Here is a 16,161-nt window from a genome sequence, read left to right as displayed (position 1 = left end):
CCGGCCCGCGCGGTCCCGCCGACCGGCCGGTGAAGGTCGCGCTCGATCCGGGAAGTAGTGGCCCACCGCCCACCGGGAGGCCACTACTTCCGCGATCGAGCACGATCACGGCCGGCGGGCGGCCCGCGGCTCGACCGGGGTGAGCGAGGTCATGCGCGCAGGAGGGCGTCCGGGACCTCGGCGGCACGAAGATCGTCACTACGCTGCCGTCATAGACGTCGAGGAACGCCTGCGGCGGGTCCGCCGGTGGCTGTGGGTCGTGGTGGTGGGGCTGTTTCTCAGCGGGGTGACCGCGTTCCCGCTGGAGCTGGAGGTGCGCTGGCTGCTCCGGGTGCTCGACCCGCTCGCCGGGCAGTTCCCGGCGCTGGTCGCCTGGATCGAGCGGGTCCACACCGGACTCGTCGAGACCGGCGACCGCTACCCGTTCATGCTGTACGGCACGGACTGGCTCGCCTTCGCCCATCTGGTGCTCGCGGTGGCGTTCTGGGGGCCGCTGCGGGATCCGGTTCGCAACGTCTGGGTGGTGCAGTTCGGGATGATCGCCTGTGCCGGGATCGTGCCGCTGGCGCTGATCTGCGGGCCGGTGCGAGACATTCCCTGGTTCTGGACGCTGGTCGACCTCTCCTTCGCGGTCGGCGCGTTCCCGCCGCTGTGGTTCGCGTACCGGCACATCCGGGCGGTCGAGGCCGGCGCCGACCCGTTGGCGCCGGCGCAGGTCTCGGCCGCCGGTACGCGCTGACCGCCCCCGTCGGTCACCTCCGCGTGGCTGTGTCGTTCGTGAGGTCAGCTCCACAGTCGCCGGAGCCGGCGCCCGCGCGGTACGCGCGACCAGCCGCGGGAGCCGGCGCCGGCGCGGTCCGCGCGACCGGCAGCGGGCGCCGGCACCTGGCTGGGCAGATCAGCGTCCCGCTGCCGCGAGTTCGCCGGTCAGCTTCGGCTCGGCGCTCCGCGGCGACCGCTCCTCGCGCCGTTCCCGCACCGCCCGGCGGCCGGAGGGAACGACCAGGGCGGCCAGCGCGGCGGCCAGCGCGATCCCGGTGAGCACCAGGAAGCCCATGGTGAACCCGGCCTCGCGGGGCAGCCCGCTCGCCTGCGGGTGGGCGGTGATCACCCCGCTCACCACCGCGGCGCCGATCGCGCCGCCGATGGTGCGGATGTTGGCGTTCATGCCGGTCGCCACGCCGGTCTGCGCGGGCGGCACGTTGGCCACGATCAGGTTGGCCATCGAGGCGAACGCCAACCCGATGCCCAGGCCCACCAGCCCGCCGGCCACGCCGATCTCCCAGCGGGTGTCGTGGGCGACGGTCAGCATCGCCGACGCGAGCACGTTGCACACCGCGCCGGTCGCCAGCTGCGCCTTGGCGCTGAACCGGGCCTGCAGCCGGCCGGCGGCGAGGCCGGCGACGAACATGGCGACCAGCATCGGCAGCATCAGCAGCCCGGCCTGGGTCACGCTGGCGCCGAAGCCGTAGCCGGCGCTGGTCGGGATCTGCACGAACTGCGGGAGGAAGGCGTAGACCGCGAACATCGAACCGCCGTAGAGCAGGGCGACCAGGTTGGTCGTCCAGACCCCCGGCTGGCGCATCATCCGCATGTCGATCAGCGGGTTCGCCGAGCGGGCCTCGGCCACCAGCCAGCCGGCCAGGAGCACGCCGGCGAGCGCCAGCAGGCCGGTCACCCGACCGGAGGTCCAGCCCCAGGTGGTGCCCTTGCTGACCGGCAGCAGCAGCGCCACCAGCCAGCCGGAGAGCAGCAGGGTGGCCGTCCAGTTGATCCGGCCGGGCGTACGGACCGGCGACCGCGGCACGAACCGGTGCGCCGCGAGCGCGGTGAGCCCGACGACGACCATCGGGATCCAGAACAGCCAGCGGTAGCCCAGGGTGGCGACGATCGGGCCGGCCAGGACGACGCCGAGGCCGCCACCGGCGGCGACGATCGCCGAGATCGCCGCGACGGCCGAGCTCACCCGCGCGGCGGGGAACTCGTCGCGGATGATGCCGAACGCGAGCGGGAAGACCGCGCCACCGACGCCCTGGACGACCCGGGCGACGATGAGCACGCCGATGCTCGGCGCGATGGCCGCCAGCAGGCAGCCGAGCGCGAGCGCGGCGAGGGAGACGACCAGCGTCCGCTCCTTGCCGACCATGTCGCCGACCCGGCCGAGGACCGGCGTGAAGATCGACGCGGAGAGCAGGTAGGCGGTCAGCACCCAGGTCACGGTGTTCTGGGAGGTGTGCAGGTCGTGCTGGATGGTGGGCAGCACCGGGGTGATCAGCGACTGGAGCATCGCGAAGAAGCCGGTACCGGCGGCGAGGACGAGGAAGGTCAACCGACGCGAGCTGCGTCGGGTGGTTTCGATCACGGAGGGAACTCCCGTTCACGTACGAATGGAACGTCTGCCGGGGTTGCCGGCGAGGGCGGAGCCGCTGGTCAGCCGAAGGTGGGCATGGCGGGACCTCCTGGGTCCGGTGTCTGGGTGGGCCGACCGCGCCAGGTGGGATCGGCCCGAGAATCCGGAGTAAGCTATCCGGAGGCATGGCTCCGGTAGGTTCCGGAGGGGTGCCTCCACTAACTTAGCGGAGGGGTGCCTCCGGTTGCAAGGCAGGAGAGGTGACGCGCGTCATGGCCAGCGGCGACCAGCTTGGGGAGGTCCTTGCGCGGCGCCCGAAGCGAGCGGACGCCCGGCGCAACTACGACGCGTTGATCGCCGCCGCGCGGGAGGTGTTCGGGGAGTGCGGCGCGGGGGCCTCGCTGGAGGAGATCGCCCGCCGGGCCGGGGTCGGCATCGGGACGCTCTACCGGAACTTCCCCAACCGACGTGACCTGTTCGAGGCGGTCTACGTCGAGGAGGTGCGCGCGCTCAGCCGGTCGGCGGCCGACCTGGCGGACCTGCCCCCGTGGGACGCCCTGGTCGCCTGGCTGCACCGGTTCGTCGCCTACGTCGGCACCAAGCGGGCCCTCGCCGAGGAGCTGGTGCACGACTCCGAGGTGTTCCGCAACTGCCGCACCGAGATCTACGCGGCGGGCGAGCCGTTGCTGCGCCGCGCCCAGGAGGCCGGGGTGGCCCGACCGGACGCCGGCTTCGACGACGTGGTGCGACTGATCAGCGGGATCATGGCGTACCAGTTCCCGGAGCCGGCCCAGCGCGACCGGGTGCTGGCCATCGCCCTGGACGGCCTGCGCTACCCGGCCGCGCGCCCCTGACCCCCGCGAGCCCGCGGCCGGAGCCCCGGTCAGAGCAAAGACGACGGCCGGCGGTTCCCCAGGAACCGCCGGCCGTCGGACGTGCTCAGGAGTGGTCAGCAGCCAGGTCGGCGTTGCTCGGCCGGCCCCACGGGCCGGTGATCGCGAAGACGTAGCCGGGGGACTGGATGTTGGCGAACAGGATCTTCCCGTCCGCGCTGAACGTCGGCCCGGTGAACTCGCTGTCGTTGAGCTCGTTGCGGGCCAGCGGGTACGCCTTGCCCTGCTCGGTCACCCCGACCAGGTGCGACAGGCCCTCGCCGTCCTCGGCCAGGATCACCCCGCCGTACGGCGACACGGTGATGTTGTCCGGCCCGTCGAAGTTGCCGGCCTCCTCGTCCGGGTTCTGGTTCACCCCGAAGATGGTCTTCAGGGTCACCGTCTCGGTCCGCGGGTCGTAGAACCAGACCTGACCGTCGTGCTCGTTGACGCTGCCGTCGTCGTGCCGCGCGAAGCTGGCCACGAAGTACGCGCCGCCGTCGGCCCACCAGGCGCCCTCCAGCTTGCGGCTGCGGGTCACCTGCTCGTCGGTGAACTGCTTGCGCACCGAGACGGTCTTCGCGTCCCGGTCCGGCACGTCCACCCACTCCACCTTGTACCGGGTGCCCGGCGTGGTGGCCTCGGACAGGTCCGCGACGTGCTGGCTGCCCAGGAAGCACTTCATCGCCTGGAGGCTGCCCGCGGTGTCCCCGTCGGGACGCTGCGCGAGCGCACGCAGGGCGCCCTTGCCGCCCCGGAAGCCGGCCGGCGGCGTCCACCGGAAGTAGAGCCCGTTCGGCCCACCGGCGTCCTCGGTCAGGTAGATCGCGTGGGTGTACGGGTCGACCGCCACCGCCTCGTGCGCGTACCGGCCGAGGAACTTCAGCGGCACCGGGTTCTGGTTGGCGGACCGGTCGTGCGGGTCGACCTCGAAGGTGTACCCGTGGTCGTAGAGGTACTTCCCGCCCTTGCGCTGCTCGGTCTCCTCGCAGGTCAGCCAGGTGCCCCACGGGGTGATGCCGCCAGCGCAGTTGTTGTGCGTCCCGGCCACGCTGACGTACTCGCGCAGCCGCCGGCCCTGCGCGTCCACCTCGATGGTGGTGGTGCCGCCCCGGGCGCCCGGGTCGTAGGTGAGGCCGGCCAGCGCGGGCACCGGGAAGGGCTCACTGCCGCCGATCTCGTGGTTGTTGACCAGCACCGAGCCCTCGCGGCCGAGGAAACAACCGGTGCCGTCGGCGTCGCTCGGGGTCGGCTGCCCCGACTCCAGCAGGGTCACGCCGGCCTGCGCCACGATGGTGTACGAGAAACCGGGCGGCAGGGCCAGCAGGCCGGCCGGGTCCGGAACGAGTTCGCCATAGCCGACCGCCGGACGAGCCGCGGCCCGCGCCGCCGCCGGTCCCGCGATCACGTCCAGGTTGCCGGCCACCACGATGCCGAGGGCGCCGGCCGCACCGCCGCGCAGCATGGCCCGGCGAGAGATGGGAGAGGGGCTCACGTCGTCGCCTTTCCTGTTCAGGATGGTTCCGTCCAGCAGGCAAACGGGGCTGGTGGAACACCGCCGACGCGGCCGAGGTCCGCCAGGTGAACAGTAGACAAATCCTGCGGGCGCGTGCGTCCTGTGCCGGGTCGCCCCGCGTCCGTTAGGGTTCCCTCGATCAGACTGCGGCGGCGTCGGAGGGGCGGACGGTGGGCAGGCTCGCGACCGCGTACGGGCAGGCGCTCGCCTTCCACCGGCAGGCCGTACGCCGGTGGGAGGCCGGGCGGCGGGCGCTCGCGGCGGCCGGGCCGGTCGCCCCGGGCAGCCCCGAGCTGGTCGCCCGGCTGGCCCGGCTCGGCGCCGAACTGACCGCCGCCGCACCGGGCTCCGCCCGCCCGGCCACCACTCCCGTACCGGTCCGGGTCGGCGAGGCGACCACCCTGGACGGTGGCTTCCCGGTGCTGGTGCCGCTGGCCGGCGGCACGCATCTGGCGGTCGACGCCGACGCTCGCGATCCCCGGGTCGGTGAGCTGCTGCGGGCCGTGGTGGTGCGGCTGCTCGCCGCCGCGCCGGCCGGCACGGTCCGGGTCGCCGGCATCGACCCCGCCGCGTTCGGCGCCGCGTTCCTGCCGCTGCGCCCGCTGCAGGACGCCGGGGTGCTCGGCCCCGCCGCCACCACCGCCGCCGAGGTGGCCGCCCTGCTCGACGAGGCGGAACGGCACGCCCGCGCCGCCCAGCACACCGGCCGGGACGACCAGGAGCTGCTGCTGGTGGTCGCCGCGTCCGCCCCGCCGCCCCGCGAGCTGGCCCGGCTCGCCGCGCTCACCCACGCCGGTCCAGCCGCGGCGGTCTGCGTGCTGCTCGCCGGCTACCCGGCCGCCGGCCCCGGCGACCCGCCACCGCCGCTCGGCGCCACCACCCAGCTCCGGCTCGGCGACCGGTACGCCCTAGTCGGCGACCCGCCCGGGCAGCCGTTCAGCGCCGACGGCAGCGGCCTGCCCGCCCCGGTGGTGCTCGACGGCGACCCGACCCACGCCACCGTCACCGGGCTGGCCCGGCAGCTCGCCACGGCCACCCGCCGGGCCGAGGCGGTGACCTTCGCCGACCTGCTCCCCGCCCGGCGCTGGGCCGAGTCGTCCGCCACCGGGCTGCGTACCGTGCTCGGCCGGTCGGGACGGGAACTGGTCCCGGTCGCCTTCGACGACGCCACCCCGCACTGGCTGGTCGGCGGGCGGACCGGCGCCGGCAAGACGGTGTTCCTGCTCGACGTGCTCTACGGCCTGGCCGCCAGGTACGCCCCCACCGAGCTCCAGCTCCTCCTCCTCGACTTCAAGGAGGGGGTCAGCTTCACCGAGTTCGTGCCCACCGAGCGCGACCCGTCCTGGCTGCCGCACGCCCGCGCCGTCGGCATCGAGTCCGACCGCGAGTACGGCGTCGCCGTGCTGCGCGAGCTGCGCACGGAGCTGACCCGCCGGGCCGACCTGCTCAAGCGGCACGGGGTCACCAAGCTCGCCGACCTGCCGGCCGCACACCGGCCACCCCGGATCGTCACCGTGGTCGACGAGTTCCACGTGCTGTTCGCCGGCAACGACGCCCTCGCCCGGCAGGCCGTCGACCTGCTCGAGGAGCTGGCCCGCAAGGGCCGCTCGTACGGCCTGCACCTGGTGCTGGCCAGCCAGAGCACCACCGGCATCGAGGCCCTCTACGGCCGCGCCGAGGCCATCTTCGGCCAGTTCCCGTTGCGGGTGGCGCTCCCCGGCGGGGGTGGCGTGCTCGACCCGCTCAACGACGCCGCGCGGGCGCTGCGGGTGGGGACGGCCGTGGTCAACACCGCCGGGGGCGCGCCCGGCGCGAACACCGAGGTCCGTTTTCCCGACGCGCACGCCGCCGGCGCCGACCTGGCCACCCTCCGGCACGAGCTGTTCCAGGCCCGGCCGGCGGGCGCGCGTCCGCCCACCGTCTTCCGGGGGTACGAGACGCCGCGGCTGGCCGACGACCCCACCTGGGCCGGCCTGCGGCCGGGCGCCGAGCCGCCGCTCGCCCTGGTCGGCCGGACCGTCGACGTGGCCGGCAGCACGGCGGCGTTCCGCCTGGACGCCACCCCCGGCCGGCACGTCGCCGTGGTCGGCACCGCGGCGGCCGGGGTGGACGTGCTCCGCGCGGCCACCCTCGGCCTGGCCCGCCAGCACGCCGCCGGCACGGCCCGCTTCCTGCTCGCCCCGCTGGCGCCCGGCACCACCGACGTCGCCGACGACCTCGCGATGACCCTGGCCGCCGCCGGCCACCCGGTGCGCCGCATCGACGCGCCGGAACTGCGCGCCCAGCTCGCCGAGCTGGCCGCCCCGCCGGTGGCTACGCGACCGGGCGACCCGCCCGGTGGCGGTTCCGGACCCGGCGCCGTGTCGGCCGAGCCCGCCCCGGTCGGCGGCCGGACCTATCTGGTGGTGTTCGGCATGGACGCCGCCGCCGGCGTGCTCGCCGCCACCGAACCGGCCACCTTCCGCTCCGGGCACGACGACCTGCGGGCCGTGCTGCGCCAGGGACCGGCGCACGGGGTGCACCTGCTCGGCTGGTGGCGCGGGCTGCGCCGGCTCGGCGAGGACCTCGGCGGTACGCAGAACCGCGACGACCTGGCCTGCCTGGTCGCGCTGAACGTGCCCGGCGCCGACCTCGGCCTGCACCTCGGGGCGCACGACCTCGGCTACGCCCCGCGCGCCGGGCGGGCCCTGCTGGTGGACCGGCACGACCAGCGGACCGCCCTGATCGTGCCCTTCGTCGGCGACGGAGACGACGCGTGAGCGAGCGAACCATCTGGCTCGGCAGCGTGGCGCGTCGCGCCGCCGTGGAGCGGAGCGAGGCGGCGGCGTGAGGGAGCGGAGCGAGCGAACCATCTGGCTCAGCAGCGTGGCGCCTCGCGCCACCGTGGAGCGGAGCGAGGCGGCGGCGTGAGCGGATTCGAGGAGTACGCGGCCCTGGCCCGGGAGCTGTCCGCACGCCAGCGCGGCGGGGAGCAGGCCGTCACCGCCGAGGCGGAGCGCCGTCGGTCCCTGCAGGCCGCCGTCGACCAGCTCGGCCAGCGGCTCGCCGCCCAGGGGCGGCGCCTCGACCAGCTCGGCCGGGCCGCCGGCCTCTCGCCGGCACCGGCGACGGACGCGCCGGACCCCACTGCGGCCGCGTCCTCGGGCGGACCGGTGGCGGCCCCGATCGGGCCACCGGGGTCCGGGCTGCCGGCGCCCGCACCGGGCCCAGCCGGGGCACCCGGGACCGCGCTGGGAGCAGCACCGGGCAGCGCGCCGGGCGCGAACCGGGCGCCCGCCAACCCGCCGGGGACCGGGGCGGTGGCGACCGGCGGCGCAGCCGCCGCGCCGGGGTGGGCGGGCGTCGGGGCGTACCCCGAGGGGATGGTGCCCGGGCCCCGCGAGGGCGACGCGGCGGCGGAGCTGGCCGCAGCGCGGCAGCTGGTCGACGAGGCCGACCGGTACGGGCAGCAGGCCGAGGCGATCGCGCACCGGCCCGCGCTGCTGCCCACCTGGTCGCCGCCCGCCCGGGCCGTCGCGGTCTACGCCGCCTGCGCGCTGGCCGGCTCCGTGCTGATGCTGGTGGCGCTGGTGGGCTCGCCGATCCCGGCGACCGGGCTGTCGCTGGTGGCCGCCGCCTCGTGCGCGGGCGTTCCGCTGCTGTCGTTCCTCGCCGGGCACCTGGTGCTCGGCCGGTGGGGCCGGCCGCCGATCAGCACCGACCTGCCGTCGTCGCGGTACGTCCCGCTCGGCTTCGTGATCTGCGCGCTGTTCTCGCCGTCGCTGTTCTGCGTGTACCTCCTGGTGTTCCGGCTGATGCGCTGACCGCGACCCCGGGCCGGCACGCCGCCATCGGTGGCGCGGCACGGGCGCGGCGCGCGGTACCACTGCGGTCATCCGGGCGCGTGATCGGGTGGTCGCGGGGCGTGCGGCGATCTCGTAGGCTCCTCTGTGGTCCGAGCGGACGCGGCGGGACGGGGAGGGCACGTGAGCGAGCGGAGCGAGCGAACCATTCGGCTCAGCAGCGTGGCGCCTCGCGCCGCCGTCGAGCGAAGCGAGGCGGTGGCGTGAGCGCGGCGCAGATCATCGCGAGGCTGGCGGCGGCGGCCCAGAAGCTGGACGAGGCGAAGGCCAAGACGGCGGCCGCGGCGCAGGACGCCGCGGAGGCGCGGGCGCTGGTGGCCGGCGCGCTGGAGGGGGTGGCCGCCGGGCCGTTGCTCGGCGTGATCGACGCCTACCGGCAGGCCCTGGCCCAGGCCGCCCAGGGCGGCGAGCCCGCCCGGCAGCACGTCCAGGAGACGATCGCCAAGGTCCAGGCGCTGGGAAACTGACCGCCGATGAGCGACCTCAACGAGTCCGCCCGCACCGGTGAGCTGGATGGATTCCACATCGGCCACCTCCCGGCCGGGGTCGGCACGGAGGTGTCGGACTTCGCCAGCGAGTGGGACGACGTCAGCTTCGCCACCCGGGTCTGGGAGCGCCGGGTCGCGGAGGGCCACCGGGTCGACCTGCGGATGCACATCCTCCGGGGCGACCGGCTCACCGACCTCACCGCGGTGCACGACTTCCTCGCCGAATACCACGAGCGCGACCCCGCCGGCGGGGAGTGGGCCGAGTTCGCGCACCCCGACGGCCCCGGCCTGATCGGCGAGGGCGAGGCGTTCTGGCTGGTCGAGCCGGGCGTCGCGGTCGACGTGCTGGTCGACCCGGAGCGGTGCGACCGGGCGGCGTTGTCGGCGACCGCTCGCGCCGTCACCCGCGCCGGCGGCACTGTGGCGGAGTGAGCGCCCGCCGGCCTCGCTTCCGCACCCCGTTCACGTCCCTCCACAATCGACCGATGTCCGTTAGGCCGGTTTGTGCGGTGGATGGAACAAGGGTTACCCGCGCGTAACTTTCCATTGACGTACATGAAATTGGCCAAGCATCATCGTTCCCACGATCGATCGGATCCCCCCACCCGTCCCCCGGTTCCCCGGGTGCCTCCCACCGGAGGTGCAGCCATGCTGCTCCGAAAGATCCTGGTCTCCGCCACCGCCGCCGCGGCCCTGCTGCTTTCCGCCACCGCCGCCGAGGCCGCCCCCGCGGGCGACGCCGCGACCGCCACCGACGCCACCGGGACCGCCGGCCGCACCGCCGCAGCCACCGCCAACCCCGTCATCGTCGTCGGGGGCCTGATCGGAGTCTCCATCGCCTACGAGCCGATCGCCGCCCGGCTGCACGCCGACGGCTACCGGGTCTCCATCTACCAGCTCCCCGACCTCGGCTTCGGCGACATCCGGGCATCCGCCCGGGCCCTGTCGTCCTACGTGGACCAGGTCCGCGCGGCCACCGGGGCGGCCAAGGTGGACCTGGTCACCCACTCCGAGGGCGGCCTGGTCTCCCGTTGGTACGTGAAGTACCTCGGCGGCGTCGACAAGGTCGGCCGCTACCTCAGCCTGGGCACCCCGCAGCAGGGCACCTACGTCGCCAACATCATCGAGTTCGTCGGGCTCGGCGACTGCGCCGGCGTCATCGCCTGCCAGCAGATGGCGATCGGCTCGGACTTCCTCGCCACCCTCAACGCCGGCGACGACACCCCGGGTGCGGTGCGCTGGACCACGATCCGGACCTGGCAGGACGAGCTGGTCCGGCCGGTCGACAACGCCACCCTGGCCGACGGCGCGACCAACGTCCTGATCCAGTCGTCGTGCCCGCTGCGGGTGGTCGGCCACCTCGGCCTCGTCCTCGACGGCACCGCCTACAGCGTCGTCCGGCAGGCGCTCGCCGGCGCCCCGATCCAGCCGAACTGCTTCGCCATCTGATCCCGAGCGTCGCGACGGGCGGCCGGGTGCCGCCCGCCGGCCCGGCCCACCCGTACCCGTCCCCTCAGGCGGGACGAACGGCGCAGCCCGTCGACAACCCGGCGGCGCCCCGGGCAGTTGCGCCGAGCGACCGCGAGGGCCCTCCACGCCGTGCGACGCTGGCCCGGGGCGTACGTCTGGAGGTGCGACATGGCCGGGACGCCACAGGTCGACTTCGCGCTCGACACGTACGAGTGCATCGTGCTCTACCCGGGGCCGTCCGGCCGGGCCCTGCCGGAGGAGACGGTGCAGCGGTTGCAGGCCGAGCACCAGGAGCACATGCAGGCGCTGCAACGGCGGGGCATCATCCTGGTCGCCGGCTCGGTGGACGGCCCCGCCCGCGAGCCGGACCCGCCGATCGGCTTCGGCCTGGCCCGCACCGGGTCCGTGGACGACGTGCGCAGCGTCATGGAGGCCGACCCCGCCGTGCAGGCCGGGCTCTACCGGGTGGACGTGCTGACCTTCCTCTGCCCGGCCGGCTCGCTGGAGTTCCCGCTCGCCACGGCGCAACGCTGAGCGCGTCGAGCGCCGATCGACGCCGCCTCGACCAGCGCTCGCGGACGGCTCGGGAGCGGCCCGACAGGGGATGACCGCGAGGAGTACGATTTCCGCCGCGGTCGCCGATGCCCGCCACACACGACGTCCCGGGTGCGGTTCCCCGCCGCCCGCCGCGCGGAGATCGCGTCGTCGGACAAATGTTCCGCACTCTGAAAGGGGTCGGCCGGGAGGTCGACCCGGAGGAGAGACTAGCCTGATGGGCGTGACACGCCGCGCGAAGATCGTCTGCACCCTCGGCCCCGCCACCTCGTCCCCGGAGCGGATCCGGGGCCTCGTCGAGGCGGGCATGAACGTGGCGAGGCTCAACTTCAGCCACGGCAGTCACGCCGACCACGAGGCGGTCTACCGGCTGGTCCGTGAGGCGGCCGACGCGGCCGGACGCCCGGTGGCAATCCTCGCCGACCTGCAGGGCCCGAAGATCCGGCTCGGCCGGTTCGCCGACGGCCCGCACGAGTGGCGTACCGGCGACTCGGTGGTCATCACCGCCGACGACATCCTCGGCAGCAAGGAGCGGGTCTCCTGCACCTACCGCAAACTGCCGCAGGAGGTAAAGCCGGGCGACCGGCTGCTGATCGACGACGGCCGGGTGGCGGTCGAGGTCAGCGACGTCACCGGCAACGACATCCGCGTCCTGGTCACCGAGGGCGGCGCGGTCTCCAACAACAAGGGTGTCTCGCTGCCCAACGTGGCGGTCAGCGTCCCGGCCCTGTCAGAGAAGGACGCCGCGGACCTGCGGTTCGCGCTCGGCCTGGGCGTCGACCTGATCGCGCTCTCCTTCGTGCGCTCGCCGGAGGACATCAAGCTGGTACACGCGATCATGGCCGAGGAGGGCGTGCAGCGCCCGGTGCTGGCCAAGGTCGAGAAGCCCGAGGCGGTCGACCACCTGGAGGCGATCGTGCTCGCCTTCGACGGGGTCATGGTGGCCCGCGGTGACCTCGGCGTCGAGCTCCCGCTGGACCAGGTGCCGCTGGTGCAGAAGCGCGCCGTGCAGCTCTGCCGGGAGAACGCCAAGCCGGTCATCGTAGCCACCCAGATGCTCGACTCCATGATCGAGAATTCGCGGCCGACCCGCGCCGAGGCATCCGACGTGGCCAACGCGGTGCTCGACGGCGCCGACGCGGTGATGCTCTCCGGCGAGACCAGCGTCGGCAAGTACCCGGTACTCACGGTCAGCACCATGGCGAAGATCATCTCCACCACCGAGGCGGGGTCGATCGCCGTGCCGCGGCTGCAGCACGACCCGCGTACGCACGGCGGCGCCCTCACCGTCGGCGCGTCCTCCATCGCCCGGGCCATCGGCGCCAAGGCGCTGGTCGCCTTCTCGCAGACCGGCGACACCGTCCGGCGGCTCAGCCGGCTGCACTGCGACCTGCCGCTGCTCGCCTTCACCCCGGTGCCCGAGGTGCGCAACCAGCTCGCCCTCTCCTGGGGCGTGGAGACCTTCCTGATGCCGTTCGTCGCGCACACCGACGACATGTTCCGCCAGGTCGACCAGGCGCTGCTCGGCCTCAACCGGGCCAACCCCGGCGACCACGTGGTGATCGTGGCCGGCAGCCCGCCCGGCACCCCCGGCTCCACCAACACCCTGCGGGTGCACCAGCTCGGCTCGCTGGTCGACGCCGCCTCGGCGCGGGCCCTGCAGTGACCGGACCGGTGGCGACCGGCCAGGCCGCGGTCGACCAGCTTCTCGAGGTCCTCGACCTGGACCAGGTCGGCGAGATGACCTTCCGGGGGATCAGCCCGCCGGTCGGCCCGCAACGGGTGTACGGCGGCCAGGTCGCCGGCCAGGCCCTGGTGGCCGCCGGCCGCACCGTCGACCCGGAGCGCTTCGTGCACTCGCTGCACGGCTACTTCGTCCGCCCCGGCGACCCGGCCGAGCCGATCGAGTACCAGGTCGAGAACATCCGGGACGGCCGCTCCTTCTCGGTCCGCCGTTCCGTCGCGCTCCAGCACGACAAGCCGATCTTCTTCATGTCGGCCTCGTTCCAGCGACAGGAGGAGGGGCTGGACCACCACGCGCCGGCCCCGCCGGACGTGCCCGGGCCGGACGAGGTCCCGACCATGGCCGACCGGCTCGCCCGCTACCCGGAGCGGCTCGGCATCTGGGGCCAGATCCCGCGTCCGATCGACGTCCGCTACGTCGGCGAGCCCGGCTGGGTACGCCCCGGCGACCGCCCCGCGGAGCCGCACCAGCGGGTCTGGATGCGCATCGACGGCAAGCTGCCGGACGATCCGCTGCTGCACGCCTGCGCCCTCACGTACGCCTCCGACCTGACCCTGCTCGACTCGGTGCTGTCGGTGCACGGCGAGGTGTGGGGCCCCGGGGGAGTGGTGGGCGCCAGCCTCGACCACGCGCTCTGGTTCCACCGGACGTTCCGCGCCGACGAGTGGTTCCTCTACGACTGCTGGAGCCCGTCCGCCTCCGGCGCCCGCGGGCTGGCCACCGGCCGGATGTTCACCACCGACGGCCGGCACATCGCCAGCGCCGTGCAGGAGGGGCTGCTGCGCCGCGTGGGCGCCTGACCGACGGCTCCAGGTCGCGGCGCGGCGACAGACGCGCCGAGCTGGAGTCGTCGCAGGGCAACCGTGCCCGTTCGGCCGAGGGGCGGGGATCCGGCTGGCTGACCAGCCGACTAACCTTGCCGACATGCGTCTCTCCGCCCGGGTCGACTACGCCCTCCGCGCGGCCGCCGAGCTGGCCTCGGTCGCCGACGGGACGGCGGCCGGACGGAGCCGGCCGGTGACCGCCGAGCAGATCGCCCGCGCCCAGGAAATCCCGCCGAAGTTCCTGGAGAGCATCCTGCTCCAGCTGCGCCGGGGCGGGATCGTGCACGCCCAGCGGGGCCCCGAGGGCGGCTACTGGCTGGCCCGGCCCGCGTCCGAGATATCCCTGGCCGAGGTGATCCGGGTGATCGACGGTCCGCTGGCCCACATCCGCGGCCAACGCCCCGAGCAGCTCGGCTACCAGGGGGCGGCCCGGGCGCTGCAGGACGTCTGGATCGCCCTGCGGGCCAGCGAGCGGCAGATCCTCGAACTGGTCACCATCGCCGACGTGGCCAGCGGCACCCTGCCCGGCCGGGTCAACGAACTCGCCGCCGACCCGAGCGCCTGGAGCTGATCCCCCGCCGCCGGGCACCGTCGCGAACGTCGCCGACGCGCTGCCGCGCCAGCCGCTTGCGGCTCGCTGGCGCCCGCCGCGCCCCGTCGCCGGAGTCCACCTGACCCGCGCCCGTTCCGGGCCGTCCGGCGCGTCCCACCAACCGGATGGAGGACTTGACCAGAGCGGCGGCGTACCGCATTGTCGACCAAGTCGATAGGAGATGCCGAAAAGTCAGGGGGCGCTCGTGCGCAAGCTGCTGATCCTCGCCCTGGTCGGGCTCGCCGCGCAGTTGGTCGACGGCGCGCTCGGCATGGCGTACGGGCTGACCTCCTCCACCCTGCTGCTCTTCGCCGGGGTGGCGCCGGCCGCCGCGTCCGCCTCGGTGCACCTGGCGGAGATCGGCACCACGCTCGCCGCCGGGGTGGCGCACTGGCGGTTCGGCAACGTCGACTGGCGGGTGGTCGCCCGGATCGCGGTGCCCGGCGCGATCGGCGCCTTCGCCGGCGCCACCTTCCTCAGCTCGATCTCCACCGAAGCCGCCGCCCCGTGGATGGCCGCGATCCTGTTCACCCTGGGCGCGTACCTGCTGGTGCGCTTCTCCCGGCCACTGCGCGCCAACCCGACCGCCGGCCGGCTGCGGGGGCGCTTCCTGAGCCCGCTCGGCCTGGTCGCCGGCTTCATCGACGCCACCGGCGGCGGGGGCTGGGGTCCGGTCGCCACCCCCGCACTGCTCGTCTCCGGCCGGATGGAGCCGCGCAAGGTCATCGGCTCGGTTGACACCGCCGAGTTCATGGTCGCCGGCGCGGCCAGCGCCGGGTTCCTGATCGGCCTCGGCTCAGAGGGGTTCCTGCTGCCCACCGTGGCCGCGCTGCTGATCGGCGGCCTGATCGCGGCGCCGATCGCCGCCTGGCTGGTCCGCATCGTCCCCGCCCAGCTCCTGGGCGCGACGATCGGCGGCGTGATCGTGCTGACCAACGCCCGGACGCTGCTGCGCGCCGGCGAGCTGGGCGGCCCGGTCCCGCCCCTGGTCTACGCGCTGCTCGGCGCTGGCTGGCTGGTGGCGCTGGTGCTGGCCGTACGCGCGCTGCGCCGGACCCGCCGCGCCCGGGCCGTCGCCGAGGCCGCCCTCGCCGCGCAGGCCGCGGCCGCGCCGGTCGCCAGCCCGTCCGTGGGCCAGGGCGACGCCGCGGCGCCGGAGGAGCCCCGGCGGCTCGCTGCTGCGGTCGAGGGCTGATCCGGGTACGGCTTGTGGGCTGGGCCTGCTCTTGTGGGCCGGTTCTGCGCTTGTGGACTGCGTTTCGGTCGGTCGGTGGTTGCGCTTGGGGCTGGGGGCGAGGGTGACCGGCTCCGGGCGGTCAGGCTTGATCCCTGCGCCGGTCACCCTCGCCCCCAGCCCCGTCGCGGTCCTTGCCCGCCCGCCGGTCGCGGTTCATCCTCTGGAGCCCGTTGCTGCTTTCCGATCTTGGGCAGTTGCCGTTCACGGCGGACGGTAACTGCCGCCGGCCGCGGTTCTTCCTCTGGCACGAACCCTGCCGTTTGCCGATCTTGGACAGTTTCCGTTCGCGGCGGAACTGTCCAAGATCTCTGGAGGCGGCGCTCTCTAGGAGATGGCGGTCTCTGGGGACGGCGCTCTCTTGAGGCGGTGCTGCCTGGCGGCGGCGCTGCCTGGCGGCGGGCTGTCTGGAGATGGCGCTGGCCGGCACCCGTGTTCGGGTGCCGGCCAGCAGTGTGTTCATGGTGTTCGGTTGTGCTCAGTTGTTGGGTCAGCTGTTCCAGTGCTGGGCGACCAGGTCGGCGGCCTGCTGTTCCCACTGGGCGTAGGCGTCCGGGTACGCCGACACCTGCACCGTCTGCGCGGCCTTCGTGAGGGGCATGTCCTGCCAGCCGTCGATCTGCTTCAGACCCTTCTCGAACGCCAGGGTCGCGTACTCGGGGTTGGTGATCTGC

The 16,161-nt window shown here is 74.5% G+C and carries 14 protein-coding genes and 1 pseudogene; 12 read left to right on the top strand and 3 right to left on the bottom strand.

Annotation, left to right across the window (positions count from 1 at the left end; genetic code table 11):
- Window positions 1–211 precede the first annotated feature (211 nt).
- Entirely contained in the window at window positions 212–739 is a 528-nt protein-coding gene (locus ACY34I_RS30405; protein WP_462758515.1) for a hypothetical protein, read from the top strand.
- Window positions 740–898: 159 nt separating this feature from the next.
- Here the strand turns inward: ACY34I_RS30405 and ACY34I_RS30400 are convergent, their stop codons facing one another.
- Window positions 899–2,362 (bottom strand): MFS transporter, encoded by a 1,464-nt coding sequence (locus ACY34I_RS30400; protein ID WP_462758494.1) that lies wholly within the window; start codon window positions 2,360–2,362, stop codon window positions 899–901.
- A gap of 248 nt (window positions 2,363–2,610) precedes the next feature.
- Here ACY34I_RS30400 and ACY34I_RS30395 point away from each other — a divergent pair, with 248 nt between their 5' ends.
- Complete coding sequence (locus ACY34I_RS30395) at window positions 2,611–3,204, top strand: TetR/AcrR family transcriptional regulator (RefSeq protein ID WP_462758493.1); 594 nt, start codon at window positions 2,611–2,613, stop codon at window positions 3,202–3,204.
- An 85-nt stretch (window positions 3,205–3,289) separates the two neighbouring features.
- On the opposite strand, the gene ACY34I_RS30390 is transcribed toward ACY34I_RS30395, so the two are convergent.
- Entirely contained in the window at window positions 3,290–4,717 is a 1,428-nt protein-coding gene (locus tag ACY34I_RS30390) for an alkaline phosphatase PhoX (RefSeq protein ID WP_462758491.1), read from the bottom strand.
- A 191-nt stretch (window positions 4,718–4,908) separates the two neighbouring features.
- Between ACY34I_RS30390 and ACY34I_RS30385 the strand changes: the two genes are divergently transcribed.
- The 10 genes from ACY34I_RS30385 (at window position 4,909) to ACY34I_RS30340 (ending at window position 15,448) form a co-directional block, all read left to right on the top strand.
- The gene (locus ACY34I_RS30385) at window positions 4,909–7,497 is read left to right on the top strand and encodes an FtsK/SpoIIIE domain-containing protein (RefSeq protein WP_462758490.1); all 2,589 of its coding nucleotides are present in this window, start codon (window positions 4,909–4,911) and stop codon (window positions 7,495–7,497) included.
- A 147-nt stretch (window positions 7,498–7,644) separates the two neighbouring features.
- Window positions 7,645–8,541: a hypothetical protein gene (locus ACY34I_RS30380; protein ID WP_462758489.1), complete on the top strand. Its 897-nt coding sequence runs from the start codon at window positions 7,645–7,647 to the stop codon at window positions 8,539–8,541.
- A gap of 242 nt (window positions 8,542–8,783) precedes the next feature.
- Entirely contained in the window at window positions 8,784–9,047 is a 264-nt protein-coding gene (locus ACY34I_RS30375) for a DUF6244 family protein (protein ID WP_148796684.1), read from the top strand.
- Window positions 9,048–9,053: 6 nt separating this feature from the next.
- On the top strand, window positions 9,054–9,500 hold the full coding sequence (locus tag ACY34I_RS30370) for a hypothetical protein (protein WP_462758488.1): 447 nt from the start codon (window positions 9,054–9,056) through the stop codon (window positions 9,498–9,500).
- 216 nt (window positions 9,501–9,716) lie between these two features.
- Window positions 9,717–10,517, top strand: a complete 801-nt coding sequence (locus tag ACY34I_RS30365) for a lipase family alpha/beta hydrolase (protein ID WP_462758486.1) — start codon at window positions 9,717–9,719, stop codon at window positions 10,515–10,517.
- A gap of 189 nt (window positions 10,518–10,706) precedes the next feature.
- Window positions 10,707–11,072 (top strand): YciI family protein, encoded by a 366-nt coding sequence (locus ACY34I_RS30360; RefSeq protein ID WP_462758485.1) that lies wholly within the window; start codon window positions 10,707–10,709, stop codon window positions 11,070–11,072.
- A 238-nt stretch (window positions 11,073–11,310) separates the two neighbouring features.
- A complete protein-coding gene (pyk, locus tag ACY34I_RS30355; protein WP_462758484.1) occupies window positions 11,311–12,759 on the top strand; it encodes a pyruvate kinase in 1,449 nt (482 codons plus the stop codon).
- A gap of 8 nt (window positions 12,760–12,767) precedes the next feature.
- On the top strand, window positions 12,768–13,637 hold the full coding sequence (locus ACY34I_RS30350) for an acyl-CoA thioesterase (protein WP_148796712.1): 870 nt from the start codon (window positions 12,768–12,770) through the stop codon (window positions 13,635–13,637).
- Window positions 13,638–13,761: 124 nt separating this feature from the next.
- Complete coding sequence (locus ACY34I_RS30345) at window positions 13,762–14,232, top strand: RrF2 family transcriptional regulator (protein ID WP_148796694.1); 471 nt, start codon at window positions 13,762–13,764, stop codon at window positions 14,230–14,232.
- A 226-nt stretch (window positions 14,233–14,458) separates the two neighbouring features.
- Window positions 14,459–15,448, top strand: coding sequence for a sulfite exporter TauE/SafE family protein (locus tag ACY34I_RS30340; RefSeq protein ID WP_462758483.1), 990 nt, complete (start codon window positions 14,459–14,461; stop codon window positions 15,446–15,448).
- Between the two features lie 529 nt (window positions 15,449–15,977).
- On the opposite strand, the pseudogene ACY34I_RS30335 reads toward ACY34I_RS30340, so the two are convergent.
- Window positions 15,978–16,161 (bottom strand): annotated as a pseudogene (locus ACY34I_RS30335) (hypothetical protein); the annotation flags it as partial.

This window comes from Micromonospora sp. RTBAU3-60 (assembly GCF_054963695.1).
This window is presented reverse-complemented; position numbering and strand designations above follow the sequence as displayed.